Raw genomic sequence first — 22,760 nt, 5'->3', positions numbered from 1 at the left:
CGGGATCTTCCCGGACCTTGCGGGGAGGAGGTGCGGGAGTGCGCGCGAGGCCGACTGGGGTGGCATCGCTGCTGGTCGCAGCCGTGGTCCTGACCGGCCTCCTGATGCCCGCGGCCCCCGCCCGACCCGGCGGGGACGAACCCGTCGCCGGTCCGGAGGCGCAGGCCGTCGTGAACCTGTCGGACATCGCCGTCGAGCCCCCCGTGCAGCCGGCGCGGCCCCCCGCCCGGGAACTCTTCGGCGCCGACTGCATCACCGAGATCTCGGGCTCGACGGTGACGGCGCGCTGCCACAACGGCTACCCGCAGACCGACCTGGTGCGGCTGCACGTCGAATGCGACCGCTGGTGGGACCTGGACGGCGACAGCGCCCCCGTGCCCGTCGGCCCGGCCGGCCGCGTCGAGCTCACCAGCCGCTGCTGGAAGGAGGTCCGCTCCGCCTGGGTCACCCACCAGCGGGGTTGAGGTCCTTCCCGGGCTCCTTCCCGGGCTCCCTGCCGAGGCAGACGAACGGATAGCCCGCGGCCTCCGAGGCCGCCGCGTCCCCGCCGCCCCGCCGGATCGCCTCGATCAGCCGCGCGTGGTCCACGTGGGCCTCCGGGCGCAGCTCCGTCCCCACGTCCGAGCGCAGCCAGTCGGCCACCAGGTCGCCGAGATCCGCGTACAGCTCGATCAGCACGTCGTTGTGCGAGGCCGTCACCACGGCCATGTGCAGGCTCACGTCCGCCGCGACGAACACCTCCGCGTCCCCGCTCGCCCACGCCTCCTCGCGCCGCGCCAGCAGCGCGTCCAGCTGGACGAGGTCACGCTCGCTCCGCCGCTCAGCCGCCAGCCGGGCCGCCGAGGACTCCAGCGTCGAGCGCAGCTCGGCGATGTGCCGCGGATCGGCTCCGGCGAAGCGGCGGTGCATCACGCCGGCCAGCTCGCTCGTGGCGATCACGTACGTACCCGAACCCTGGCGGATGTCGAGCAGCCCGTTGTGGGCCAGGGCCCGTACGGCCTCGCGCACCGTGTTGCGCGCGACGCCGAGCAGCTCCACCAGCTCCGGCTCGGTGGGGATCCGGGAGCCGACCGGCCACTCGCCGGAGGTGATCTGGTTCCGCAGCTGGGCGATCACCTGGTCGACGAGAGCGGAGCGCCGGGGCGACGTCAGCGGCATGGGGTCCTCTCGGAAAAACACGTGTTGTTTGCATGTAAGTGACTGGACAACCAATCATCCCATGATTCTATGATGGCGGAATGCTCGACGAAGAAATCCAGTCCCGGCAGGCCGCCGCCACCGCCCCCACCCGGCAGGCACCGGCACAGCCGGCCTGGCTGGGCCCGCTGCTCGTCGTCGGCATCGTGCTGGCCGCCCTCAACCTGAGGCCCGCCATCACCAGCCTCGGCGCCCTCTTCGAGGAGACCCGCGAGGGCCTCGGCATGAGCGGCACCGTCGCCGGACTGATCACCTCCGTCCCCGCCCTCTGCTTCGCCGTCTTCGGCGTCACCGCACCCCGGCTCTCCCGCCGCTTCGGCCCGGCCACCGTCGTCTGCGCGGCCATGGCCGCCGTCGCCGCCGGCCTGGTGATCCGCTCCTACGCGACCGGCGCCGCCGGCTTCCTCGCCGCCAGCGCCCTGACACTGGCCGGCATAGCCGTGACCAACGTCCTCATCCCGGTCATCGTCAAGCGCTGGTTCCCCGAGAAGGTCGGCACCATGACCGGCCTGTACTCCATGGCCCTGGCCTCCGGCACCTCCCTCGCCGCCGCCGCGACCGTCCCGCTCACCGACGCCCTCGGCGGCAGCTGGCGCACCGGCCTGCTCATCTGGGCCGTCCTCGCGGTGATCGCCGTAATCCCGTGGCTCCCCATCGCCCGCACCTCCCGCCGGGAGCAGCGCGCGACCGCTGCCTCCGCCGGGACCGCACCGACGGCCGACACCGGCCCCCGCATCGCCCGCAGCCGCACCGCCTGGGCCCTGTCCTGCTACTTCGGCCTCCAGGCCACCGGCGCGTACATCACCATGGGCTGGCTCCCGCAGATCTTCCGCGACGCCGGGGTCTCCGCCTCCACCGCCGGAGTGCTCCTCGCCGTCACCATGGCCGTGGGCGTCCCCCTCTCCTTCGTCATCCCCGGTCTCGCCGGCCGGATGAAGAACCAGGGCGCCATCGCCGCCACCCTCGGCCTCTTCGGCCTCACCGGCTACCTCGGGCTGTACCTCGCCCCCGTCGCCGGAGCCTGGGTCTGGGCGCTGCTCATCGGCGTGTCCAACTGCGCCTTCCCCCTCGTGATCACCCTCATCGGGCTGCGCGCCAAGTCTCCGGCCGGGGTCGTCAAGCTCTCCGCCTTCTCCCAGAGCATCGGCTACCTCATATCGATCCCCGGCCCCCTCCTGATCGGCGCGCTCTACCAGCACACCGGCGGCTGGGACCTGCCGCTCGCCCTGATGGCGGGGATCCTCGTACCGCAGATCGTGCTCGGCGTCCTCGCCGGACGGGACCGCACGATCGAGGACGAATGCGGCATGGCAGACTGACCGGCATGTCGCCCGTACTTGAACCCAACCCGCAGAACGGCCACAAGAAGCTCGGCCTCGTGCTCGGCGCGATGTTCGTCGTGACCGTCGTCATCGCGATCATCGCGACGCTCGCCTCCCCCTGAGGTAGGGGTAACCCCACCACCCCTAGGGGGTCAGGGTCAGGGTGAAGTGGGGTGTGCCCCCGATGTGAACGGCTCCCTCGGATCCATAGATTCGACGACAGAGAGCCAGTCCCGTCAGCACACCCCGCCCGCACACCCACGGAGGCGGCCATGTCGGCCCCCACGCACACCCGTACCCGCCCGTCCGCCCACACCTCCCGGTTCGGCGCGGACGCCCGGCTGCACTGGTGGGCGCTGGCCCTGCCCGCCCTCGCCTTCGGCCTGCTCCTGCTGCTCCTCGCCGGATCGGGCCAGGCCCAGGCCGCCACCGGCGAGAGCCCGGCGCTGGTACAGGTCGCACAGCAGCTCCTGCGCGCCGTCGCCTGACCCCTTCAACACCCTGCGCCGCGCCCCCCGTTTCATGCGAAGCTGGGAGTCATGAGCGCCGACACACCCCGCAGGATCGCCCTCCTCCGGCACGCCAAGGCCGACTGGCCCGATGTGTCCGACCACGAACGCCCGCTGGCGGACCGGGGCCGAAAGGACGCGCCCGCCGCCGGTCTGAAGCTCGCCGAAACCGGCATCGCCTTCGACCTGGCCCTCTGCTCCACCGCGGCCCGTACGCGAGAGACGTGGAAGCTCGCCGTCCAGGAGATGCCGCACCGGCCGAAGACCCACTACGAGGAACGGCTCTACGACGCCTCGCTCGGCGAGCTCATCGCCCTGCTGAACGAGACCTCCGACGAGGTGGCCGACCTCCTGGTCATCGGGCACAACCCCGGCATGCACGCCCTCGCCGACGCCCTCTCCGGGAGGGCGAAGGACGACACGCTCGCACGGATGACCCGTACGGGATTCCCCACGGCGGCGCTCGCCGTCGTCTCCTTCACCGGCTCGTGGAAGTCCCTGGAGCACGGGGTGGGCACGCTGCTCGACTACTGGACCCCGAAGGACCACTGAGTCCCCGCACGTGAGCGTGAAAGGGCCCCGGCCGCGTACTGCGGCTGGGGCCCTTTCACGCATCCGTACGAGTCACGCCAGGTCGGCGGCCTCGACCTCCTCGCGGGTGATCCCGAGCAGGTACAGCACCGCGTCCAGGAACGGCACGTTCACCGCCGTGTGCGCGGCCTCGCGGACCACCGGCTTGGCGTTGAAGGCCACGCCCAGCCCGGCCGCGTTCAGCATGTCCAGGTCGTTCGCGCCGTCGCCGATGGCCACCGTCTGGGCCAGCGGAACCCCGGCCTCGGCCGCGAACCGGCGCAGCAGCCGGGCCTTGCCCGCCCGGTCCACGATCTCGCCGGTGACCTTGCCGGTGAGCTTCCCGTCCACGATCTCCAGGGTGTTGGCCGAGGCGAAGTCCAGCCCCAGCCGCTCCCGCAGGTCGTCCGTCACCTGGGTGAACCCGCCGGAGACCACGCCGACCTGGTAGCCGAGCCGCTTGAGCGTACGGATCAGGGTCCGCGCGCCCGGCGTCAGCTGCACCTCGGCGCGGACCTTGTCCACGACCGATGCGTCCAGACCGGCGAGCAGTGCCACCCGGGCGTGCAGGGACTGCTCGAAGTCCAGCTCACCGCGCATGGCCCGCTCGGTCACCTCGGCGACCTCGGCCTCGCAGCCGGCGTGCGCGGCGAAGAGCTCGATCACCTCGTCCTGGATCAGCGTCGAGTCCACGTCCATGACGACCAGGCGCTGGGCCCGGCGGTGCAGTCCGGCCGAGACCACGGCCACGTCGACGCCGATCTGCGAGGCGGCGGTGGCCAGCGAGGTGCGCAGCGGCTCGGTCTCGGTGCCGGAGACGGCGAACTCCACCGCCGTCACCGGGTACTTGGCGAGCCGGAAGATACGGTCGATGTTGCCGCCGGTCGCGGTGATCCGGGAGGCGATGGCGGCGGTGGACTCGGCGGTCAGCGGATGCCCGAGCACGGTGACGTGGGAACGGCCGCTGCCGCGCGGCCGGTTGTCACCGGTACCGGAGAGGATCTCGGCCTGCATCTTCAGCGACTCGGCCCAGCTGTGGACGGTGGCCCGCAGCTCGCCCTCGGCTCCGCCGGCGGGCTTGGTGACGAGGGCGCACAGGACGATGCGGCCACGGGTGACGACCTGCTCGATGTCGACGACGTCGACGGAGTAGGCGGCGAGGGTGTCGAACAGCCCGGCGGTGATCCCGGGACGGTCCTTGCCGAAGATCTTGACGAGGAGGGTGGGGACGTCGGAGGTCTGCGATGCGCTCATGGTGCCCTCACCGTATCTTCCCGCCCCCCACTCCAGGACCCCCGTCCCACCCTACGGGCGCCGATTTCCCCACGGGGCGTGACACACGTCCGAGCGGGCCGCTCCCGGGGCTCCGCCCCGCACCCCGCGCCTCAAACGCCGGCGGGGCCGGATGTGGCTGCTGCCGCCCGCACCATTCAGCTTCGCCGGCGGTTGAGGCGCGGGCGTTTCAGCCCGTCCGGCGTTTGAGGACCGGGGTCCGGGGCGGAGCCCCGGGGAACGGTGGAAGGGCGGGTAGGGGACCGGCCCCGCGCAGCGGCACCCCCGCCCCCGCCGGGCCGCGCCCATGGGCCGTCGGGGTCGGGCGCGCGCCGGGGCACCTCCTCGGGCGTCGAACGGGAAGCGGCAGCGGACATGCAAGACGTGGTGCGTTCGACGCCCTGCGGGGGCGCCCCGCCACGCACCCGACCCCGACGGCGCGGGGGTACGGGCACGGGCCGGGCACCGGTGGCGGCCCTCACCGGCCGGGCGGTACAGGCGGCGGAGGCGGAGGCGGCGGCGGAGTGAAGGGCGGCCGCCGGGAAGGCCGAGGCGGCCGCGGAGGCCTCGGCGGGAGGCCGGTGACCGTGACGTCCCAGGATCCGTCCGGCCCGGAGTCCCCACCGGACCGGTGCCCCGACCCCGGATCAGACGGAGGGCCGGAACGGTACGGGCCCGCGGCCGGCCAGGCGGGGGCGACCCGCGCGGCCGGCGCCCGCCGCCGACGGGTCGGCAGGGCGCCCGCCGCGCCCGCCACGGCCCCCCACCCGGCCCCCAGCACCAGCGCGTACGCCACCGACCCCCGCAACTCCGCACCCGCGCCGACCGCGTCCACGCCCAGTACCGCGAGCGACGCGTCCGCCGAGAACCCCGTCAGCCCCACCAGCGCCGCCAGCGCCACCCCCGTCACCGCCGCCAACCGCGCCGCGCACTCCCCGACCCCGCGCCCCGGACTCCGGGCGCCCGCCACCACCCCCGCACAGAGCATCAGCAGCGCCGCCCCCACGACCAGCAGCCACATCCGCCCGTCGTACTCCGCGAGCCGAGCCACCGTCACCGGCTCCCGCGCGCCCGCCCCCACCAGGAGTTCGTCCAGCGGATCCGGCAGCAGCCGGGCCGGCGCCCCCGTGACCCGGCCGTGCAGCGGCACGCCCAGCCCGAGGAGCACGCCCGCCCAGGACCCGTTCGGCGCGCCGAGCAAGGCGGCCCCCAGCACCCGTCGGGGGTGATCGTCGCCCGCCGCGGCCCACACCGCCGCCGCCTGCCCGGCCGCCACCGCCACCAGCAGCACCGCCACCACCGCCGAGGCGGCGGGCCGCAGCCGCGCCAGCGCAGCCGGCCCGCGCCGCGAGACCAGCAGCGCCACGCCCAGTACGGCCGCCACCCACACTGCGGCGCCCACCAAGGTCGGCGCGAGCTCGACCGTGAAGCCCACATGGGCCCGGGTCCCGACCAGGTCCCCCACACGGTCCGGGAGCAGCCCGCCGATGTCCCCGAGCCCCGGGACCTCCAACTTCGGCGGAACCCTCACCGGCAGCCGGGGCCCGTCCAGCGTGACCACGTCGTGCCCGGCCCACGCCAGCCCGCCCACCGTGGCGACGAACAGCCCCGCGACCACCACGGTCCGGGCCACGAGGTCACCGGCCCCGGCGCGCAGCGGGCGCAGGAACACCGCGGCCAGTACCAGCGCCCCCGCCAGCGCCGGCCCCAGCGGCATGACGTCCAAGGAGCCTTCCGTGCCGGGCCCGTCGACCCCGAAGACCGACAGGTCTCCCGAGGGGGTCACCGTCCCGCCGACCGCCAACACCACCACGGCCGCCGTCATCGCCGCCGCCGAACCACCGAGGTCGTCGGCCCCCGACAGGTGCAGCCCCACCCGCGCCACCACCTCCGTCGCGATCAGAGACCAGCCCACGGCGGCGACGCCGGCAGGCAGCACGTCTCCCCAACGAACGCGACGCACACCAGGCATACGCGGTTCCCCCGATCCGGGCCGAGCGGGCGAGAAGTCCCCTTCCTCACTCTCCGGGCGAGTTGCGCCCCCGTCAACGGACGGACGTAGACGCCGTATCGTGGCCCCGATTCCACATGTGGCCCCGGGCCTGAAATAGTTCCCCCGGATGTTCGCCATCCCTAGACTCCCTGACGTCAGGGGGATTCTCGGGGGACTTAAGTGGGGCTGGAGTGCCGGAACTCGTACTGGAATTGAATGGAAGGACCTGGACGCTCGATCCGTCCAGGTCGTACTCGCTGGGGCGCGACCCCCAGGGAGACGTGGTGATCGACGACGCCCGGGTGTCGTGGCGGCACGCCACCATCGCCTGGAACGGCCGGGGTTGGAGCATCGAGGACCACGGCAGCACCAATGGCACCTACGTGCACGGTGCGAGGGTCCAGCAGACCGAACTCGTGCCCGGCACGCCGGTCCACCTGGGCAACGCCACCGACGGCCCGCGGCTGAATCTGAGCGCTGCCGCGGCGCCGCAGCAGGCCGTGCCCCAGCAGCACGCGCAGCAGCCCCAGCAGGCCTACGCGCAGCAGGCGGCCCCGGGCTACCAGGCCCAGCAGCAGGCCGCGCAGCAGGCTTGGGAACAGCAGCAGGCCCAGCAGCAGTACGCCCAGCCACAGCAGCAACCGCAGCAGGCCCACTTCCCGCACCAGCAGGGAGCCGCCGCCGCGCCCCGCCCGGCGCAGGGCGGCGCGCCCGGCTACAGCGACCGCAGCCCGACGACGTTCCACCAGCTCTCGCTGGGCCACGTCATGCGGATCGGCCGTGCGCTGGAGAACGAACTGGTCGTCTCCGACCTCCAGGTCTCCCGCCACCACGCCGAGTTCCGCTCGACCGGCGGCCGTTTCGAGATCCACGACCTGGGCAGCCACAATGGCACCTACGTCAACGGTCAGCCGCTGGCCAAGTCGAGCAGCGCGCAGATCGGCCCGAACGACATCGTCGGCGTCGGCCACTCGACGTTCCGGATCGTCGGCGACCGCCTCGAGGAGTTCGTCGACACCGGCGCGGTCTCCTTCTCGGCCCGCCACCTCACCGTCACCGTCGACGGCGGCAAGCAGATCCTGAAGGACGTCACGTTCGGCGTCCCGGAGAAGTCGCTGATCGGCGTCATCGGCCCGTCCGGCTCCGGAAAGTCGACCCTGCTCAAGGCGCTGACCGGCTACCGGCCCGCCGACCAGGGTGACGTCCTGTACGACAACCGCAACCTGTACAAGCAGTTCGCGGAGCTCCGCCAGCGCATCGGCCTGGTCCCGCAGGACGACATCCTGCACAAGGAGCTGAAGGTCAGCACGGCCCTCAAGTACGCGGCCAAGCTGCGCTTCCCCGGCGACACCGCCGCCTCCGAGCGCGAAGCCCGCATCGACGAGGTGCTGCGCGAGCTCAAGCTCGACATCCACAAGGACAAGAAGATCACCGCGCTCTCCGGTGGTCAGCGCAAGCGCGTGTCCGTGGCCCTGGAGCTCCTCACCAAGCCCTCGCTGATCTTCCTGGACGAGCCGACCTCCGGCCTCGACCCGGGCATGGACCGCGACGTCATGCAGCTGCTGCGCGGCCTCGCCGACGACGGCCGCACGGTCCTCGTCGTCACGCACTCCGTCGCCGAGCTCTCCATCTGCGACAAGCTGCTGGTCATGGCCCCGGGCGGTTCGGTCGCCTACTTCGGCCCGCCGGACGACGCGCTGAACTTCTTCGGCTACAGCACGTGGGCGGACGTCTTCTCGGCGTTCGAGAACTACCGCGACTACGACTGGGCCGGCCGCTGGAAGGGCTCGCAGCACTACCAGCTCTACGCCGCCGACCTCGACGCGGTCGCCCCGCAGTCGGTCGCCATGCCGCCCGTCCAGCAGATGCGCCCGAGCACCCCTCAGGGCTGGGGCTCGCAGCTGTTCACGCTGATGCGCCGCTACGTCTCCGTGATCGCCTCGGACATGGGCTTCCTCGCCCTGATGGTGCTCCTGCCCGCGGTCCTGGGCGTGGTCTCCACGGTGATCCCCGCGAAGTTCGGCCTCGCGCCCCCGGTCGCGCCGTCCCGATTCAACGGCGACGCCGGCACGATCATGCTGATCCTCGCGGTCGGCATGTGCTTCTCGGGCGCCGCCAACTCGGTGCGTGAGCTGATCAAGGAACGGGTGATCTACGAGCGTGAGCGCGCGACCGGCCTGTACCGGTCCGCGTACCTCATGTCGAAGGTCATCGTCCTCGGCGTCATCACGGCCTTCCAGGGCGTGATCATCTGTGCGATCGGCTTCTTCCCGCGCGACCTGCCCACCGAGGGTCTGATCATGCCGCCGGCCGTCGAGATCTGCCTGTCGGTCATCGCTCTCGGCTTCACCTCGATGATGTTCGGCCTGGTGATCTCCTCGCTGGTGAAGACCGCCGAGAAGACCATGCCCCTGCTGGTCATGTTCGCGATCGTCCAGGTCGTGTTCACCGGCATCCTCTTCCAGGTGTACGACTCCCCGGGCCTGGAGCAGTTCGCCTGGCTGATGCCCTCCCGCTGGGCCATCGCCGCCGCGGGCACCACGCTGAACCTCGGCAAGCTCATGCCGCCGTGGGACGCCCAGAACCCGACCAACACGGACCCGCTCTGGGAGCACTCGATCGGCCAGTGGAGCCTGAACATCACCATCCTGGTGCTCCTCGGCGTCGCCTGCGGCTTCGCGGTCCAGCGACTGCTGCGCCGCCACGAGCCGGAGGTCATGCGCGCCGGCAAGTAACCCGGCACGGCCGGCACCACGTACGAAACGCCTCAGGGGCGGCATCCGGAATCCGGGTGCCGCCCCTGAGGCGCATGGGGGCTGCCGTGTCAGCGGGGCCTAGTAGGCGCTGTTGACGTTGTCCATCGAGCCGTAGCGGTCGGCCGCGTAGTTGCAGGCGGCGACGATGTTGGCGACGGGGTCGTACAGGTCGAACTTCGTGCCCTTGACGTGGTACGTGTTGAAGGTCGGCTGGATGACCTGCAGCAGACCCTTCGAGGGGATGCCGTTCTTGGCGTTGATGTCCCAGTTGTTGATGGCCATCGGGTTGCCGCTGGACTCGCGCATGATGTTGCGGTGGATGCCGGCGTAGGTGCCCGGAATGCCCTCGCGCTTCATGATGAAGAGCGCTTCCTTGATCCAGCCGTCCAGGTTGTTCGCGAAGACGGGGGTGCGGGCGGCGGAGCGGCTCGCGGCGGCCTTCTGCTCGCGGTCCTTCTTCGCAGCGGCCTCGGCAGCGGCCTTGGCCTTCGCGTCGGCGTCGGCCTTGGCCTTCGCCGCGGCCTTCGCGTTGGCGTCGGCGATGACCTGCTGGGCGGAGAGGTGGCCGTGCATTGCCTTCGTCTGCGCACCGTCGACGACCTTGGTCCAGGCGACGGGGGCGGCGGCGACCTCGACCTGGGTGCTCTCGGCGGCGTCGGCCGGGACCAGGGAGAAGGCGAGCGCGGCGACGCTGAACGTGGCGACACCGGCAATGGACAGCTTGTGTGCCTTCGTCAGACGACTGTGACCGGGGGTGCGGGAAGCAGACATGGCGGGGCAACCTCTTCGAATAGCGGGGGCCGCAGGAAGGCGCCTTGCGGATCCGGGATCCGCGGCGCCTGGCGACGGGAGCAATTCTTAGCGGCGGCAAAATCCTGTGGCAAAGGTGTGACGTACGATCCTGCTTAGTGGATCAGGGGCGGGCGTCGAGGGTCGATTTCAGGCCTCAGCTCCGGCCCCGTCCGCCCTAGTGGGACCTGCACTCTTCCACTAGGGAGCTTCGTAAGTGATGTGGGTCCTATGCCGGGGCTCACATCGCCCTTACCTCGTTCTCACCATGCGTTGCTTCAGCAATGCATTCCGTTACGGTTGTCATCCCTGAGTAGCAGATGGGCGTCCCCGAACTCGTGCCAAAGGCAGAGACGGGCCATCGCCTCGGCATACCCGCGCCGTACGGCGTCCCGCCCCGCCACCGCCTCCAGCATCAGGAGGTGGGAGGCCCCGGGCTCGTGCAGCCCGGTCAGCAGCCCGTCCACCACCCGCACCCCGCGCTCCGGCGTCACCACCAGATCGGTCCACCCGCCCGCGGCGCGCACCACCCCGTTCGGATCCGCCGCCGACTCCAGGGCCCGTACGGCGGTGGTCCCGACCGCGATCACCTTCCCGCCCGCCGCCCTCGCGGCGTTCACCAACCGGGCCGTCGTCGCCGGCACCTCGTACCGCTCCGGGTACGGCGGCTCGTGCGCCTCCTGCGAAGCCACCCCCGTGTGCAGCGTCAGCGGCGCGAACCACACCCCCCGGTTCACCAGCCGCGCCACCAGCTCCGCCGTGAAGGGCCGGCCCGCGCTCGGCATCTCCGCCGAGCCGGAGCCGTCGGCCGCCGGGACCGCGAAGACCGTCTGGTGCGCCGACAGCGGCTGGTCCCGCTCGGTGTAGGCGTAGCGGATCGGCCGCCCGTACGCCCGCAGCAGCGCCGGCACCTCCCCGGACGGCCGCGCCCACCACAGCCGGTCCGCCCCGGCGGCGAGCGGCTCCTCCAGTACGAGTCGATGCCCTCCCGGCAGCTCCACGAGGCCGCCCGCGGGCCCGCCCGCCCGCCTCCGGGTCGTACCCCGACCGGCCGGCTCCCGCAGCTCCACCGCCCAGCGCCCGTCGTCCCCGCGGGTCGAGAAGTGCACGACCACCTCCTCCCGGCCCAGCCGCCCGTCCACGGCGGCCGCCAGCGTGGCCGACGTGTTCACCACCAGGACGTCCCCGGCCCGCAGCAGCCCCGGCAGCTCCCGGAAGGCGTGCAGCGACACCTCCGCACCGCCCCGCGAGACCAGCAGCCGCACGGAATCCCGCCCCAGCCCCGGCCCCCGCTGCTCGACGGGCACCCGGGCCGACAGCTCCGGCGGAATGTCCGTTATATGCAGTCCCTCCCCTATATGTAGTGCCTCTCCGGCCCCCGCCCTCATCGGGCCCCCTCCGCCCCGCCGACTGCTCCGCCGGCGGTGGGCTCCCCACCCACCTCGCCGTCAGGGGCATCGCCACCCGACCCTTCCGGCACTGGGTCCAGCGTGGCGCCCGCCGGCTCACCGGTGGCCCCGCCCGTACCGGCCTCGGCGACCGCCCGGCCGCCCGAGCCGCCCGCACCCGGCTCCGACCCCGCCCCGCCGCTCGCCGCGAGGCGCTCCGCACCCCCCGCGCCCGCCACCCGGCCCGCCGCCAGGCGCTCGGCCGTGTACCGCCCGCTCGGCGGCCACCCGTCCAGCAGCCCCAGCAGCACCGGCGCCACCTCCTCCGGCGCGGGCAGGCCCGCCAAGTCCTCCCCGGGCTCGGCCGCCGCCATCATCCGCGTCCGCATGGAACCCGGATCCGCCCACCACACCCGCAGCCCCGGCTCCTCCACCGCCAGTACGGCCGACAGCAGGTCCCCCGCCGCCTTCGTCGCCCCGTACGCCCCCCACGTCGCGTACGGAACGACCGCCGCGTCCGAGCTGATGTTCAGCACCGCCCCGGCCGCCGAGGCCCGCAGCAGCGGCAGCCCCTCCTGGAGCAGCCCCAGCGGCCCCACCACGTTCACTTCGAACGCCTCCCGCAGCCCGTCCAGCGCGTGCTCCGCCAGCGGCACCAACGGCTCCGCCCCCAGCACCCCCGCGTTGTTCACCAGCAGGTCCAGCCCGCCCAGCTCCCGCGCCGCGGCGACCAGCGCCGCCCGGTGCGCCGCCGAGGACACGTCCCCGGCCACCGCCACCACCCGCCCGCCCCCCTCCTCCTTCTCCAACTCCGCCACGGCCGCCCCCAGCGCCCCCGCGCCCCGCGCACTCAGCACCAGGTCCCAACCGCGCGCCGCCAGCTCCCCGGCCAGCGCCCGGCCCAGCCCACGCGAAGCCCCCGTCACCATCGCCACCGACATGACCGCACCCACGTCCTTCGTACCGACCATCAGATGCCCCCAACGTAGGGAGCCCCCACCCCCCGCCGCGTCGGCCGCGAGCCCCACCCGTACCGGTCCGTTGGACCTACGCCCGAGGCCCGATCCCGCAGGTCACGGTCGTGGGTACGGTGAGCCCATGCACAAAGGTCCGGAACGCACCGGCTTGGCCGCCGTCAGCACCGCGCTGCTCGCCATGAGCCGCCGCCTGGAGGTCCGCGACGTCCTGCGCACGATCGTCGTGTCGGCCCGCGAGCTCCTGGACGCCGAGTACGCGGCCCTGGGCGTCCCGGACGACCACGGCGGCTTCGCCCAGTTCGTGGTCGACGGCATCAGCCCGGAGCAGTGGCGGGCCATCGGCCCCCTGCCCCGCCAGCACGGCATCCTCGCCTCGATGCTCCACAAGGACGCCCCCGAGCGACTGGCCGACGTACGCCAGGACCCCCGCTTCGGCGGCTGGCCGGCCGCGCACCCCGAGATGTCCGACTTCCTCGGCCTGCCCGTCCGCGACGGCGAGGAGATCCTCGGCGCCCTCTTCCTCGCCAACAAGAAGGGGCCGGACGGCTTCACCGACGAGGACGAGGAACTCCTCGACCTCCTCGCCCAGCACGCGGCCATCGCCCTGACCAACGCCCGGCTCTACGAGCGCAGCCGCGAGCTCACCATCGCCGAGGAGCGCTCCCGCCTCGCCCACGAGCTGCACGACGCCGTCAGCCAGAAGCTCTTCTCGCTCCGCCTCACCGCCCAGGCCGCCGCCGCCCTCGTGGACCGCGACCCGAATCGCGCCAAGGACGAGCTCCAGCAGGTGTCCGCGCTCGCCGCCGAGGCCGCCGACGAACTGCGCGCCGCCGTGACCGAGCTCCGCCCGGCCGCCCTCGACGAGGACGGCCTCGTCGCCACCCTCCGCACCCACGTCCACGTACTCGACCGGGCGCACACCGCGCACGTCACCTTCACCTGCGACGGCGTGCGGGCCCTGCCCGCGACCCAGGAGGAAGCCCTCCTGCGCGTCGCCCAGGAAGCCCTCCACAACGCCCTGCGCCACTCCGGAGCCGACCGCGTCGAGGTCACCCTGGCCCGGACGCCCGGCGGCGGCGCGGTCCTCAAGGTCCTCGACACCGGCAAGGGCTTCGCCCCTCAAGCCGTCCGCCGCGCCGGCCGTCACCTCGGCCTGGTCTCCATGCGGGACCGGGCGAGCGGCGTCGGCGGCAGGCTCACCGTGAACTCGGAGCCCGGCAGGGGCACCACGATCGAGATGGAGGTCCCCGGTGGCTGACGACACCGGTCGCATCCGCATCCTGCTGGTCGACGACCACCAGGTGGTCCGCCGAGGCCTGCGCACCTTCCTGGAGGTGCAGGAGGACATCGAGGTGGTCGGCGAGGCCTCCGACGGCGAGGAGGGCATCGCCCGCGCCGAGGAGCTCCGGCCCCACGTCATCCTCATGGACGTGAAGATGCCGGGCACCGACGGCATCGAGGCCCTGCGCCGGCTGCGGGGACTCGCCAACCCCGCCCGCGTGCTGATCGTCACCAGCTTCACGGAACAGCGGACGGCGATCCCCGCCCTGCGCGCCGGAGCCGCCGGATACGTCTACAAGGACATCGACCCCGACGCCCTGGCCGACGCGATCCGCTCCGTCCACGCGGGCCACGTGGTCCTCCAGCAGGAGGTGGCGGAGGCCCTCCTCTCCCAGGAGGAGCAGAACCCGGCCGGCACGGGCCGCCCCGGTTCCCTCACCGACCGCGAACGCGAGGTCCTCGGCCTGATCGCGGACGGCCGCTCCAACCGGGAGATCGCCCGCACGCTGGTCCTGTCCGAGAAGACGGTGAAGACGCACGTCTCGAACATCCTGATGAAACTGGACCTCGCCGACCGGACCCAGGCGGCGCTCTGGGCCGTCAGGCACGGTCTGGCCGAGTAAATCGGACCAACCGAGATTCATACGGTCGGGTGTATGTAGCCCGGATGGCGCATCCCGATCACGGGCCGACCGTTCTCCATGACGTGCCGCGACGGCTGGTCGCGGCAGACGTACTGGAGGACGAGAACGTGAAGAACTTCAAGAAGGCCGCTGCAGTCACCATGATCGCGGGCGGCCTCATCGCCGCCGGCGCCGGTGTCTCCTCGGCGCACGGCGGTGCGTCGGCGGAGGGCGAGGCCCTGAACTCGCCCGGCGTGGCCTCCGGGAACCTGCTCCAGGTCCCGGTCCACGTCCCGGTCAACGTCGTGGGCAACTCGGTCACCGCGATCGGCCTGCTGAACGGCGCCTGGGGCAACACGGGCGTGAACTCCTGACCACGTAGCCTCCGGCCCCGCTTCCCTCCCTCTCCCCGGGAAGCGGGGCCGCAGCCATTTCCCCCGGGTAAACGCGGGGCGAAACCAGCCCCGCCGGCGCTTGAGGCGCGGGGGCCCGGGGGCGGAGCCCCCGCAACGGAGCCGCACCCGAAACCAGCCCCGCCGGCGTTTGAGGCGCGGGGCCCGGGGCGGAGCCCAGGCCGCCGCGGCGGGCAGCCCACCCGGAACCCCGCCGAGCCCGCGCTAGCGACCCCGCTCGCGCTCCTCAACGGCCGAGTTGTACGCCGCCACCAGCGCCCGCCGAGCCACCCGCTCCATCGGCCGCAACGCCTCCGCCCGCGCCGCCATCTCCGACGAGGACACCGCACCCCCGTGCCCGCTCTCGTACGCCAGCGACACCATCAGGTCCACCCGCTGCGCCAGCGACAGCACCCGCACGGCCCGCGCCGGATACCCGGGCGCCAGGGCACCGTCCGACGGCCCCGCCTCCGCCCGCGCCCGGTACGCCGACAGCGCGGCTTCCGCGACCGGCCCCGACCCGGCCACGTCCAGGCGCGTCAGCACCACCGTCGCCTCGCGCAGCGCCTCCGCCAGCTCCCGCTCCGCCTCGCCCAGCGAAGGCACGTCCGCCGGCGGCGCCTCCCGTACCGGCAGGCAGTGCCACACCACGGAGACGTGCACGTCACCCGCCGGGCCCGCCTCGGTCACCTCGGGCACCAGGCCCAGCGCGGCGCCCACGCACACCACGGCCTCCTCGGCCTCCAGCGCCCGCGCATTGAACTCCGGCGGCCCGCTCAGCCCCAGCGGATGCCCCGGAGCGGGCAGCGCGATCCGCAGTCCGCTCGCCCCCAGCCCCCTCAGCCGGCCGAGCGCCAGCGTGAGCCCCACCGGCTCCGCCTCACCCGGCAGGCCCGCCACGCGGTGCACGGCGTCCTCGCCCACGATCGACAACACGGCCTCGTCGGGCGAGACCAGACCGGCCAGCAGAGCGTTCCCCCAGGCGGCCAGCCGCCCTGAACGTGGTTCGAAAAGCATCCCCCCACTCTACGGATCCGCTCCGACGGGCCCCCCGCGCCGGGCCCCGGCCCCGGACCCCTCCCCGAGTGGCGTAGGTTTTCCCCTGGGGCCGCGCCTACAGGCGCGCACAGAACCGTGACTGCAAGGGGTGACAACACGCTCATGAGCGATGTTCTGGAGCTGGTGGACGTATCCGTGGTCCGCGAGGGCCGGGCGCTGGTGGACCAGGTCTCCTGGTCGGTCAAGGAGGGCGAGCGCTGGGTGATCCTCGGCCCGAACGGCGCCGGCAAGACCACGCTGCTGAACCTCGCCTCCAGCTACCTCTACCCCACCAAGGGCACCGCCACGATCCTCGGCAGCACCCTCGGCAAGCCCGGCAGCGACGTCTTCGAACTGCGCCCCCGCATCGGCGTCGCCGGCATCGCGATGGCCGACAAGCTCCCCAAGCGGCAGACCGTCCTCCAGACCGTCCTCACCGCCGCCTACGGCATGACGGCGACCTGGCAGGAGGAGTACGAGGAGATCGACGAGCTGCGCGCCCGCGCCTTCCTCGACCGCCTCGGCATGACCGACTACCTCGACCGGAAGTTCGGCACCCTCTCCGAGGGCGAGCGCAAGCGCACCCTGATCGCCCGCGCCCTGATGACCGACCCCGAACTGCTGCTCCTCGACGAGCCCGCCGCGGGGCTGGACCTCGGCGGCCGCGAGGACCTCGTACGCCGCCTCGGCCGCCTCGCCAGCGACCCGCTCGCGCCCTCGATGGTGATGGTCACCCACCACGTCGAGGAGATCGCCCCCGGCTTCACCCACGTCCTGATGATCCGTCAGGGCAAGGTCGTCACCGCGGGCCCGATCGACCTCGAACTGACCTCCCGCAACCTCTCGCTCTGCTTCGGCCTCCCGCTGATCGTCGAGCGCAACGGCAACGACCGCTGGACCGCCCAGGGCCTGCCCCTGCGCTAGCGCGCACCGGCGCCGACACGAACGCCCCCTGTCCGGACCGCGCTTACCGCGCCTACCATGACCATGTGGACATCGACGCGTGGGTGTGGTGGCTCATAGGCGCGGTCGGACTGGGCATCCCCCTCGTCCTGACCGCGATGCCGGAGTTCGGGATGTTCGCCGTCGGCGCCGTCGCGGCCGCCGTCACGGCGGCCCTCGGCGGGGGAGTGGTGGCCCAGGTCCTCGTCTTCGTGATCGTGTCGGTCGCGCTCATCGCCGTCGTACGGCCGCTCGCCAACCGGCACCGTGACCAGCGGCCCCAACACCGCAGCGGAATCGACGCGTTGAAGGGCCGCAGCGCCGTCGTCCTCGAACGCGTCGACGGCCGGGGCGGCCGGATCAAGCTCGCCGGCGAGGTCTGGTCCGCGCGCACCCTCGACGCGGACACCAGTTTCGAACCGGGCCAGTCGGTCGACGTCGTCGAGATCGACGGGGCGACCGCCGTCGTCATGTGACAAGCAGCCTGCTCGCGGGCCCCGGGTCTGCGAGACTCCGTTCAACGGGGCAGCACAGACAGCCGGAAGGGCACGGGGAGAACCGCATGCAACCGATCATCATCGTCCTGATCATTCTGGTGGTTCTGGTCTTCATCGCACTGGTCAAGACGATCCAGGTGATCCCGCAGGCCAGCGCCGCCATCGTCGAGCGGTTCGGCCGCTATACGCGCACCCTCAACGCGGGCCTCAACATAGTCGTGCCGTTCATCGACTCGATCCGCAACCGGATCGACCTCCGCGAGCAGGTCGTCCCCTTCCCGCCGCAGCCGGTGATCACCCAGGACAACCTGGTCGTCAACATCGACACCGTCATCTACTACCAGGTGACCGACGCGCGGGCCGCCACGTACGAAGTGGCCAGCTACATCCAGGCGATCGAGCAGCTCACCGTCACCACCCTGCGCAACATCATCGGTGGCATGGACCTGGAGCGGACCCTCACCTCCCGCGAGGAGATCAACGCGGCCCTGCGCGGGGTCCTCGACGAGGCCACCGGCAAGTGGGGCATCCGCGTCAACCGCGTCGAGCTGAAGGCGATCGAGCCGCCGACCTCCATCCAGGACTCGATGGAGAAGCAGATGCGCGCCGACCGCGACAAGCGCGCCGCGATCCTCCAGGCCGAAGGTGTCCGGCAGTCGGAGATCCTGCGCGCCGAAGGCGAGAAGCAGTCCTCCATCCTGCGCGCCGAGGGTGAGGCGAAGGCCGCCGCGCTGAAGGCCGAGGGCGAGGCCCAGGCCATCCGTACGGTCTTCGAGTCGATCCACGCCGGCGACGCCGACCAGAAGCTCCTCGCCTACCAGTACCTCCAGATGCTCCCGAAGATCGCCGAGGGCGACGCCAACAAGCTCTGGATCGTGCCCAGCGAGATCGGCGACGCCCTCAAGGGCCTCTCCGGCGCCATGGGCAACTTCGGCCCCATGGGCGGCGGTTCGGGCTTCAACCCGCAGGGCACCGGCAAGGAAGGCGCCGCCCCGGAGGGCGGCATCGGCGCCCAGCGCCGCGAGCAGCCCCCCATCGACTAGCGGGACCGGGAGGAATCCCGGGAGAGTCCCGGGGGCAGTCCCGGGGGTGGGGATCGCCCGCCCCCGGACACCCCCGGCCCGGTTCGCTCAGGCATGATCAGTGAGGCCCCTCGACCTTCATGGCGGGGAGGCGACTCACTCATGCAAAGGGGACGACCCCGCCCATGTCCATCTGGGAAGCACTCGCGGTCTTCGCCGCCGGCATCGGTGCCGGCACGATCAACACCATCGTCGGTTCCGGCACCCTGATCACCTTCCCGGTGCTGCTGGCCACCGGCCTGCCACCGGTCACCGCCAACGTGTCCAACACCCTCGGCCTGGTGCCCGGTTCCATCAGCGGGGCCATCGGCTACCGCAAGGAACTCCAGGGCCAGCGCTCCCGCATCCTGCGGCTCGGCGCCGTGTCCCTCGTCGGCGGTCTCGCCGGAGCCGTCCTGCTCCTGACCCTGCCGTCCGACTCATTCGACACGATCGTGCCCGTCCTCATCGGACTGGCCCTCGTGCTCGTCGTCTTCCAGCCCCGCCTCGCCGCCTACCTGCGGCGCCGCCAGGAGACCACCGGAGGCGATCCGGGCCACCCCGACGGCGGCCCCGCGCTCCTCGGCGGAATGTTGCTCGCCAGCGCGTACGGCGGCTACTTCGGGGCCGCCCAGGGCGTCCTCTACCTCGGCCTGATGGGCCTGCTGCTCCACGAGGACATGCAGCGGATCAACGCCGTGAAGAACGTCATCGCCGCGCTGGTGAACGGAATCGCGGCCGTCGTCTTCCTCTTCGTCGCGGAGTTCGACTGGACGGCCGTCCTGCTCATCGCCGTCGGCTCCACCATCGGCGGCCAGATCGGCGCCAAGGTCGGCCGCCGCCTCTCGCCGACCGTCCTGCGCGCGGTCATCGTGACCGTCGGCGTTGTCGCGATCGTCCAACTGCTGATCCGCTGAGTGACGTAGAGGATCTACGCCACTCAGCGGACCGGGGCATCAGGCGGAACGCTCCAGCCACTCCGGCAGCACGTCCCGCCCGTTGACCCCCAGGGCCAGCAGCATGGCGTCCGCCGGAGACGGTACGAAGGGCTTCCGGAGGAGCGGCATCCCCGCTTCCTCCGGAGTCCTCGCCGCCTTGCGGTGGTTGTCCTCGGCGCACGAGGCCACCGTGTTCAGCCAGGTGTCCCCGCCCCCCTGGGCCCGCGGAAGTACGTGGTCCACGGTCGTCGCGCGCTTCCCGCAGTACGCGCACCGGTGTTGGTCCCGGACCAACACCCCCCTCCGTGACCAGGGAGCATGTCTTCGGAAGGGCACCCGTACGTACCTGCAGAGCCTGATCACCCGGGGCAGCGGAAGGTCCATGGTGGCACCGCGCACACGCAGATCGGGGTGCGACTGTTCGACGACGGCCTTGTCCTGGAGAACCAGGACAACGGCTCGGTTCAACGTCACCGTCGACAGCGGCTCGAAGCTCGCATTCAGCACCAGCGTGTCCCGCATCTCGCCCACCTCCCGTGTGCAGGCCCGCGACCACCCCGGCGGCAGGGCCCGCAACCACTCTGGCCGCGCGAGCCACGCGGGACAACGCAATAAAAATGCCCGGTCCAGGCCGTCTTTAGACCAGGACCGGGCAAACACCGGGAGAACGATCAACGCTTGGGCGACTCGTACTCCGCGATCAGCTGCGCACGCCCGATGGAGTGGAAGCGGAGGTGGAACCCGACCACCGCCGGCGAGGAGTCCTCGTCCGGACCCAGCTCCTCCTGGTCCACCGCGTACACCGTGAACACGTACCGGTGCCGCTCCCCGCGCGGCGGAGCCGCCCCGCCGAAGTCGCGCGTGCCGTAGTCGTTGCGCACGTGCACCGCACCCTCCGGCAGCCCCTCGAAGTCCCCGCTGCCCGCACCCGCGGGCAGGGAGGTCACCGAGGCCGGGATGTCGAAGAGCACCCAGTGCCAGAACCCGCTGCCCGTCGGCGCGTCCGGGTCGAAGCACGTCACCGCGAAGCTCTTCGTCCCCTCGGGGAAGCCCTCCCAGCGCAGCTCCGGCGAGAGGTTCTTGCCCGTGAGGACCTGCGCCGCGTGCAGATCGGCTCCGTGGGAGACGTCCTCACTGGTGACGCTGAACGACGCCACCTCGGGGTGGAAATCGTGCGGAAGGGGCGCCCTGTTCGGCTGGGCCACAGCTGTACCTCCTGATGGGAAAACGCGTGCGGGCGTACGCGTCCGAGCCTAGAACCAGTTGCGCTGCGAACCGACCGAGGCGATCCACTGGTTCAGGTACGCCGCCCAGTCGGTCCCCTGGTACGACTGCAGCCCCACCTGGAAGCAGCGGTAGGTGTCACTGCCCTCGCTGAACAGACCCGGCTTCTTGTCCATCTCCAGCACGACGTCCATCTCGTGCCCGTCCGAGACGAAGGTCAGCTCGACCTGGTTCAGCCCCCGGTACTGCGACGGCGGCAGGAACTCGATCTCCTGGTAGAAGGGCAGCGTCTGCCGCGTCCCGCGGATGTGCCCGCGCTCCATGTCCGCGCTGCGGAAGGAGAAGCCCAGCTGCCGGAACGCGTCGAGGATCGCCTGCTGCGCCGGCACCGGGTGCACGTTGATCGGGTCGAGGTCGCCGGCGTCCACCGCACGCGCGATCTCCAGCTCGGTGCTGACCCCGATGTTCATCCCGCGCAGGTGCTGACCCCCGAAGTGGGTGATCGGCGTCTCCCAGGGGATCTCCAGCCCGAAGGGCACCACGTGCACGGCACCGGGCTGCACCTGGAAGGCACCGCCGAGACGCTGCTTGGTGAAGACGATGTCCTGCTTGTACTCCTGGTCGCCGCCCTCCACCTCCACGCGCGCCTGCAGTCCGACCGACAGCCCCTCGATCTGCTGCTCCACGGACCCGCCCTGGATCCGCACCTCGCCCTGGACGATCCCGCCCGGCACGACGTTCGGCTCGGTGATGATCGTGTCCACCGAAGCACCGCCGGCACCCAGGCTCGCGAACAGCTTCCTGAACCCCATGATCGAACTCCCCTTGAAGGCACTGTGTATATAGGTGTGGCGACTGCGCCGCGACTACCTCTTACAAACGCGGAACCTTAGGCCCCGGTTGCACGAGCGCGCGTGCCACTACGCTCGACCGGATGAGCGCGCGACCCGACCGTACGCCCCTGGCCCGGTCCTTCTTCGACCGCCCGGTCCTCTCGGTGGCCCCCGACCTCCTGGGCCGCACCCTCGTCCGGCGTACCCCGGACGGCCCCATCGAACTGCGCATCACGGAGGTGGAGGCGTACGAGGGGGAGTCCGACCCCGGATCCCACGCCTACCGGGGCCGCACCGCGCGCAACGCATCGATGTTCGGTCCGCCCGGACACGCGTACGTCTACTTCATCTACGGCATGTGGTTCAGCCTCAACCTGGTGTGCGGCCCGCAGGACCACGCGAGCGGGGTGCTGATCCGCGCGGGCGAGATCACGAAGGGCGCCGAGCTCGCCGCCAAACGTCGAGTTTCAGCCAGATACCCCAGGGAACTGGCCAAAGGGCCGGCCCGCCTGGCCACGGCCCTGGACGTGGACCGCTCCCTCGACGGCACGGACCTCTGCGGGGGCCCCGAGTCCCCGCTGTCCCTCCTCGCCGGCACCCCCACCTCACCCGACCTGGTGAGCAGCGGCCCGCGCACCGGAGTGGGCGGAGCCGGCGCGGCTCACCCGTACCGCTTCTGGATCACCCACGACCCGACGGTGAGCCCGTACAGACCCCACGCGCCACGCCGCCGCTCAACTTGACTCGCCCCTTGCGGACGCCTAACGTAGCCCGAGCCGCTTGAACGGGGCACTGCCATCAGCAGACCCCCGGAGCGGCCAAACCACTACCTACGACTTACCCCTGGCGGGGTCCTTTTCGGCATGCCCGAATTCCCTGCCGGCGGCTCGATTATGAGCTGCAAGGGAAAAGCGCTAACGTAGCGGAGCGCCGAAAGGCACAGACCCCCAACGGTCACCGAATTCAAATCCAAGTCGGAAACGACGCGGAAATGATCTGGTAGAGTTGGAAACGCAAGACAGCAGAACGAAAGCCCGGAGGAAAGCCCGCGAGGGTGAGTACGAAGGAAGCGTCCGTTCCTTGAGAACTCAACAGCGTGCCAAAAATCAACGCCAGAAGTTGATACCCCGTCCACTTCGGTGGATGAGGTTCCTTTGA

Annotated in this window: 24 protein-coding genes and 1 pseudogene; 14 read left to right on the top strand and 11 right to left on the bottom strand. The window is 71.9% G+C overall.

Features of this window, described 5'->3' with window-relative positions:
- The first annotated feature begins 68 nt into the window (after positions 1-68).
- The gene (locus ACFYYJ_RS33545) at positions 69-464 is read left to right on the top strand and encodes a hypothetical protein (RefSeq protein WP_389138027.1); all 396 of its coding nucleotides are present in this window, start codon (positions 69-71) and stop codon (positions 462-464) included.
- Here the strand turns inward: ACFYYJ_RS33545 and ACFYYJ_RS33540 are convergent.
- Complete coding sequence (locus tag ACFYYJ_RS33540) at positions 445-1,158, bottom strand: FadR/GntR family transcriptional regulator (protein ID WP_389137925.1); 714 nt, start codon at positions 1,156-1,158, stop codon at positions 445-447. The two genes, ACFYYJ_RS33545 and ACFYYJ_RS33540, sit on opposite strands and share 20 nt — an antisense overlap.
- A gap of 80 nt (positions 1,159-1,238) precedes the next feature.
- Here ACFYYJ_RS33540 and ACFYYJ_RS33535 point away from each other — a divergent pair, with 80 nt between their 5' ends.
- From ACFYYJ_RS33535 to ACFYYJ_RS33520, 4 genes are all read left to right on the top strand, one after another.
- The gene (locus tag ACFYYJ_RS33535; protein ID WP_389137924.1) at positions 1,239-2,516 is read left to right on the top strand and encodes a CynX/NimT family MFS transporter; all 1,278 of its coding nucleotides are present in this window, start codon (positions 1,239-1,241) and stop codon (positions 2,514-2,516) included.
- A 5-nt stretch (positions 2,517-2,521) separates the two neighbouring features.
- Positions 2,522-2,641, top strand: coding sequence for an SGM_5486 family transporter-associated protein (locus ACFYYJ_RS33530; protein ID WP_384596232.1), 120 nt, complete (start codon positions 2,522-2,524; stop codon positions 2,639-2,641).
- A 150-nt stretch (positions 2,642-2,791) separates the two neighbouring features.
- A complete protein-coding gene (locus ACFYYJ_RS33525; RefSeq protein WP_385134237.1) occupies positions 2,792-3,007 on the top strand; it encodes a hypothetical protein in 216 nt (71 codons plus the stop codon).
- Positions 3,008-3,058: 51 nt separating this feature from the next.
- Positions 3,059-3,580 carry a SixA phosphatase family protein gene (locus ACFYYJ_RS33520; protein ID WP_385134234.1) on the top strand — a complete coding sequence of 174 codons (522 nt, stop codon included), beginning with the start codon at positions 3,059-3,061 and terminating at the stop codon, positions 3,578-3,580.
- Between the two features lie 72 nt (positions 3,581-3,652).
- Here the strand turns inward: ACFYYJ_RS33520 and serB are convergent, their stop codons facing one another.
- On the bottom strand, positions 3,653-4,852 hold the full coding sequence (gene serB, locus ACFYYJ_RS33515) for a phosphoserine phosphatase SerB (protein ID WP_385134230.1): 1,200 nt from the start codon (positions 4,850-4,852) through the stop codon (positions 3,653-3,655).
- A gap of 496 nt (positions 4,853-5,348) precedes the next feature.
- Positions 5,349-6,809 (bottom strand): streptophobe family protein, encoded by a 1,461-nt coding sequence (locus tag ACFYYJ_RS33510; RefSeq protein ID WP_389137921.1) that lies wholly within the window; start codon positions 6,807-6,809, stop codon positions 5,349-5,351.
- A gap of 245 nt (positions 6,810-7,054) precedes the next feature.
- Here ACFYYJ_RS33510 and ACFYYJ_RS33505 point away from each other — a divergent pair, with 245 nt between their 5' ends.
- Positions 7,055-9,598 (top strand): FHA domain-containing protein, encoded by a 2,544-nt coding sequence (locus tag ACFYYJ_RS33505; RefSeq protein ID WP_389137919.1) that lies wholly within the window; start codon positions 7,055-7,057, stop codon positions 9,596-9,598.
- Between the two features lie 99 nt (positions 9,599-9,697).
- Here the strand turns inward: ACFYYJ_RS33505 and ACFYYJ_RS33500 are convergent, their stop codons facing one another.
- The 3 genes and pseudogenes from ACFYYJ_RS33500 to ACFYYJ_RS33490 all read right to left on the bottom strand — a co-directional run.
- Complete coding sequence (locus ACFYYJ_RS33500; protein ID WP_385133200.1) at positions 9,698-10,390, bottom strand: transglycosylase SLT domain-containing protein; 693 nt, start codon at positions 10,388-10,390, stop codon at positions 9,698-9,700.
- Positions 10,391-10,686: 296 nt separating this feature from the next.
- The gene (locus tag ACFYYJ_RS33495; RefSeq protein ID WP_389137916.1) at positions 10,687-11,796 is read right to left on the bottom strand and encodes an S-adenosylmethionine:tRNA ribosyltransferase-isomerase; all 1,110 of its coding nucleotides are present in this window, start codon (positions 11,794-11,796) and stop codon (positions 10,687-10,689) included.
- Positions 11,797-12,035: 239 nt separating this feature from the next.
- Positions 12,036-12,737, bottom strand: a pseudogene (locus ACFYYJ_RS33490) (SDR family NAD(P)-dependent oxidoreductase); the annotation flags it as partial.
- A gap of 157 nt (positions 12,738-12,894) precedes the next feature.
- Between ACFYYJ_RS33490 and ACFYYJ_RS33485 the strand changes: the two are divergent.
- The 3 genes from ACFYYJ_RS33485 (at position 12,895) to ACFYYJ_RS33475 (ending at position 15,051) form a co-directional block, all read left to right on the top strand.
- Positions 12,895-14,031 (top strand): GAF domain-containing sensor histidine kinase, encoded by a 1,137-nt coding sequence (locus ACFYYJ_RS33485; RefSeq protein WP_389137914.1) that lies wholly within the window; start codon positions 12,895-12,897, stop codon positions 14,029-14,031.
- Positions 14,024-14,677, top strand: a complete 654-nt coding sequence (locus ACFYYJ_RS33480; RefSeq protein ID WP_385133192.1) for a response regulator — start codon at positions 14,024-14,026, stop codon at positions 14,675-14,677. Before ACFYYJ_RS33485 ends, ACFYYJ_RS33480 begins: the two co-directional genes overlap by 8 nt.
- A 128-nt stretch (positions 14,678-14,805) precedes the next feature.
- A complete protein-coding gene (locus ACFYYJ_RS33475; protein WP_384595688.1) occupies positions 14,806-15,051 on the top strand; it encodes a chaplin in 246 nt (81 codons plus the stop codon).
- Between the two features lie 243 nt (positions 15,052-15,294).
- On the opposite strand, the gene ACFYYJ_RS33470 is transcribed toward ACFYYJ_RS33475, so the two are convergent.
- On the bottom strand, positions 15,295-16,086 hold the full coding sequence (locus ACFYYJ_RS33470) for a hypothetical protein (protein ID WP_389137912.1): 792 nt from the start codon (positions 16,084-16,086) through the stop codon (positions 15,295-15,297).
- 144 nt (positions 16,087-16,230) lie between these two features.
- On the opposite strand from ACFYYJ_RS33470, the gene ACFYYJ_RS33465 reads away from it, so the two are divergent.
- The 4 genes from ACFYYJ_RS33465 to ACFYYJ_RS33450 all read left to right on the top strand — a co-directional run bounded on the left by ACFYYJ_RS33465 (position 16,231) and on the right by ACFYYJ_RS33450 (position 19,524).
- Entirely contained in the window at positions 16,231-17,031 is an 801-nt protein-coding gene (locus tag ACFYYJ_RS33465; RefSeq protein ID WP_385133186.1) for an ABC transporter ATP-binding protein, read from the top strand.
- A gap of 65 nt (positions 17,032-17,096) precedes the next feature.
- Positions 17,097-17,525: an NfeD family protein gene (locus ACFYYJ_RS33460; protein ID WP_384595851.1), complete on the top strand. Its 429-nt coding sequence runs from the start codon at positions 17,097-17,099 to the stop codon at positions 17,523-17,525.
- An 86-nt stretch (positions 17,526-17,611) separates the two neighbouring features.
- The gene (locus ACFYYJ_RS33455; RefSeq protein ID WP_385133180.1) at positions 17,612-18,589 is read left to right on the top strand and encodes an SPFH domain-containing protein; all 978 of its coding nucleotides are present in this window, start codon (positions 17,612-17,614) and stop codon (positions 18,587-18,589) included.
- Between the two features lie 164 nt (positions 18,590-18,753).
- Entirely contained in the window at positions 18,754-19,524 is a 771-nt protein-coding gene (locus tag ACFYYJ_RS33450) for a sulfite exporter TauE/SafE family protein (protein WP_385133177.1), read from the top strand.
- A 39-nt stretch (positions 19,525-19,563) separates the two neighbouring features.
- Here ACFYYJ_RS33450 and ACFYYJ_RS33445 read toward each other — a convergent pair whose 3' ends face one another.
- The 3 genes from ACFYYJ_RS33445 to ACFYYJ_RS33435 all read right to left on the bottom strand — a co-directional run bounded on the left by ACFYYJ_RS33445 (position 19,564) and on the right by ACFYYJ_RS33435 (position 21,581).
- Entirely contained in the window at positions 19,564-20,067 is a 504-nt protein-coding gene (locus tag ACFYYJ_RS33445) for an HNH endonuclease (RefSeq protein WP_384595860.1), read from the bottom strand.
- A 149-nt stretch (positions 20,068-20,216) separates the two neighbouring features.
- A complete protein-coding gene (locus tag ACFYYJ_RS33440) occupies positions 20,217-20,750 on the bottom strand; it encodes a YbhB/YbcL family Raf kinase inhibitor-like protein (protein ID WP_385365719.1) in 534 nt (177 codons plus the stop codon).
- Between the two features lie 48 nt (positions 20,751-20,798).
- The gene (locus ACFYYJ_RS33435) at positions 20,799-21,581 is read right to left on the bottom strand and encodes a sporulation protein (RefSeq protein WP_385133172.1); all 783 of its coding nucleotides are present in this window, start codon (positions 21,579-21,581) and stop codon (positions 20,799-20,801) included.
- A gap of 122 nt (positions 21,582-21,703) precedes the next feature.
- Between ACFYYJ_RS33435 and ACFYYJ_RS33430 the strand changes: the two genes are divergently transcribed.
- On the top strand, positions 21,704-22,345 hold the full coding sequence (locus ACFYYJ_RS33430) for a DNA-3-methyladenine glycosylase (protein ID WP_389137907.1): 642 nt from the start codon (positions 21,704-21,706) through the stop codon (positions 22,343-22,345).
- 220 nt (positions 22,346-22,565) lie between these two features.
- Here ACFYYJ_RS33430 and ACFYYJ_RS33425 read toward each other — a convergent pair.
- Positions 22,566-22,760: hypothetical protein (locus tag ACFYYJ_RS33425; protein WP_389137905.1), on the bottom strand; the 195-nt coding region annotated here is incomplete at its 5' end.

The sequence above is a fragment of the Streptomyces sp. NPDC002467 genome, from assembly GCF_042889825.1.
Classification (GTDB): domain Bacteria; phylum Actinomycetota; class Actinomycetes; order Streptomycetales; family Streptomycetaceae; genus Streptomyces.
Note: the sequence above shows the minus strand (reverse complement) of the source record. Positions and strands in the feature narration are given on the sequence as shown.

What these genes read in the sequence shown, in the direction of transcription:
- ACFYYJ_RS33435 (WP_385133172.1), bottom strand. Translation starts at nt 21,581, where the DNA reads ATGGGGTTCAGGAAGCTGTTCGCGAGCCTGGGTGCCGGCGGTGCTTCG.
- ACFYYJ_RS33495 (WP_389137916.1), bottom strand. Translation starts at nt 11,796, where the DNA reads ATGAGGGCGGGGGCCGGAGAGGCACTACATATAGGGGAGGGACTGCAT.
- ACFYYJ_RS33470 (WP_389137912.1), bottom strand. Translation starts at nt 16,086, where the DNA reads ATGCTTTTCGAACCACGTTCAGGGCGGCTGGCCGCCTGGGGGAACGCT.
- ACFYYJ_RS33525 (WP_385134237.1), top strand. Translation starts at nt 2,792, where the DNA reads ATGTCGGCCCCCACGCACACCCGTACCCGCCCGTCCGCCCACACCTCC.
- ACFYYJ_RS33540 (WP_389137925.1), bottom strand. Translation starts at nt 1,158, where the DNA reads ATGCCGCTGACGTCGCCCCGGCGCTCCGCTCTCGTCGACCAGGTGATC.
- ACFYYJ_RS33455 (WP_385133180.1), top strand. Translation starts at nt 17,612, where the DNA reads ATGCAACCGATCATCATCGTCCTGATCATTCTGGTGGTTCTGGTCTTC.
- ACFYYJ_RS33445 (WP_384595860.1), bottom strand. Translation starts at nt 20,067, where the DNA reads ATGCGGGACACGCTGGTGCTGAATGCGAGCTTCGAGCCGCTGTCGACG.
- serB (WP_385134230.1), bottom strand. Translation starts at nt 4,852, where the DNA reads ATGAGCGCATCGCAGACCTCCGACGTCCCCACCCTCCTCGTCAAGATC.
- ACFYYJ_RS33520 (WP_385134234.1), top strand. Translation starts at nt 3,059, where the DNA reads ATGAGCGCCGACACACCCCGCAGGATCGCCCTCCTCCGGCACGCCAAG.
- ACFYYJ_RS33485 (WP_389137914.1), top strand. Translation starts at nt 12,895, where the DNA reads ATGCACAAAGGTCCGGAACGCACCGGCTTGGCCGCCGTCAGCACCGCG.
- ACFYYJ_RS33465 (WP_385133186.1), top strand. Translation starts at nt 16,231, where the DNA reads ATGAGCGATGTTCTGGAGCTGGTGGACGTATCCGTGGTCCGCGAGGGC.
- ACFYYJ_RS33430 (WP_389137907.1), top strand. Translation starts at nt 21,704, where the DNA reads ATGAGCGCGCGACCCGACCGTACGCCCCTGGCCCGGTCCTTCTTCGAC.
- ACFYYJ_RS33535 (WP_389137924.1), top strand. Translation starts at nt 1,239, where the DNA reads ATGCTCGACGAAGAAATCCAGTCCCGGCAGGCCGCCGCCACCGCCCCC.
- ACFYYJ_RS33530 (WP_384596232.1), top strand. Translation starts at nt 2,522, where the DNA reads ATGTCGCCCGTACTTGAACCCAACCCGCAGAACGGCCACAAGAAGCTC.
- ACFYYJ_RS33500 (WP_385133200.1), bottom strand. Translation starts at nt 10,390, where the DNA reads ATGTCTGCTTCCCGCACCCCCGGTCACAGTCGTCTGACGAAGGCACAC.
- ACFYYJ_RS33450 (WP_385133177.1), top strand. Translation starts at nt 18,754, where the DNA reads ATGTCCATCTGGGAAGCACTCGCGGTCTTCGCCGCCGGCATCGGTGCC.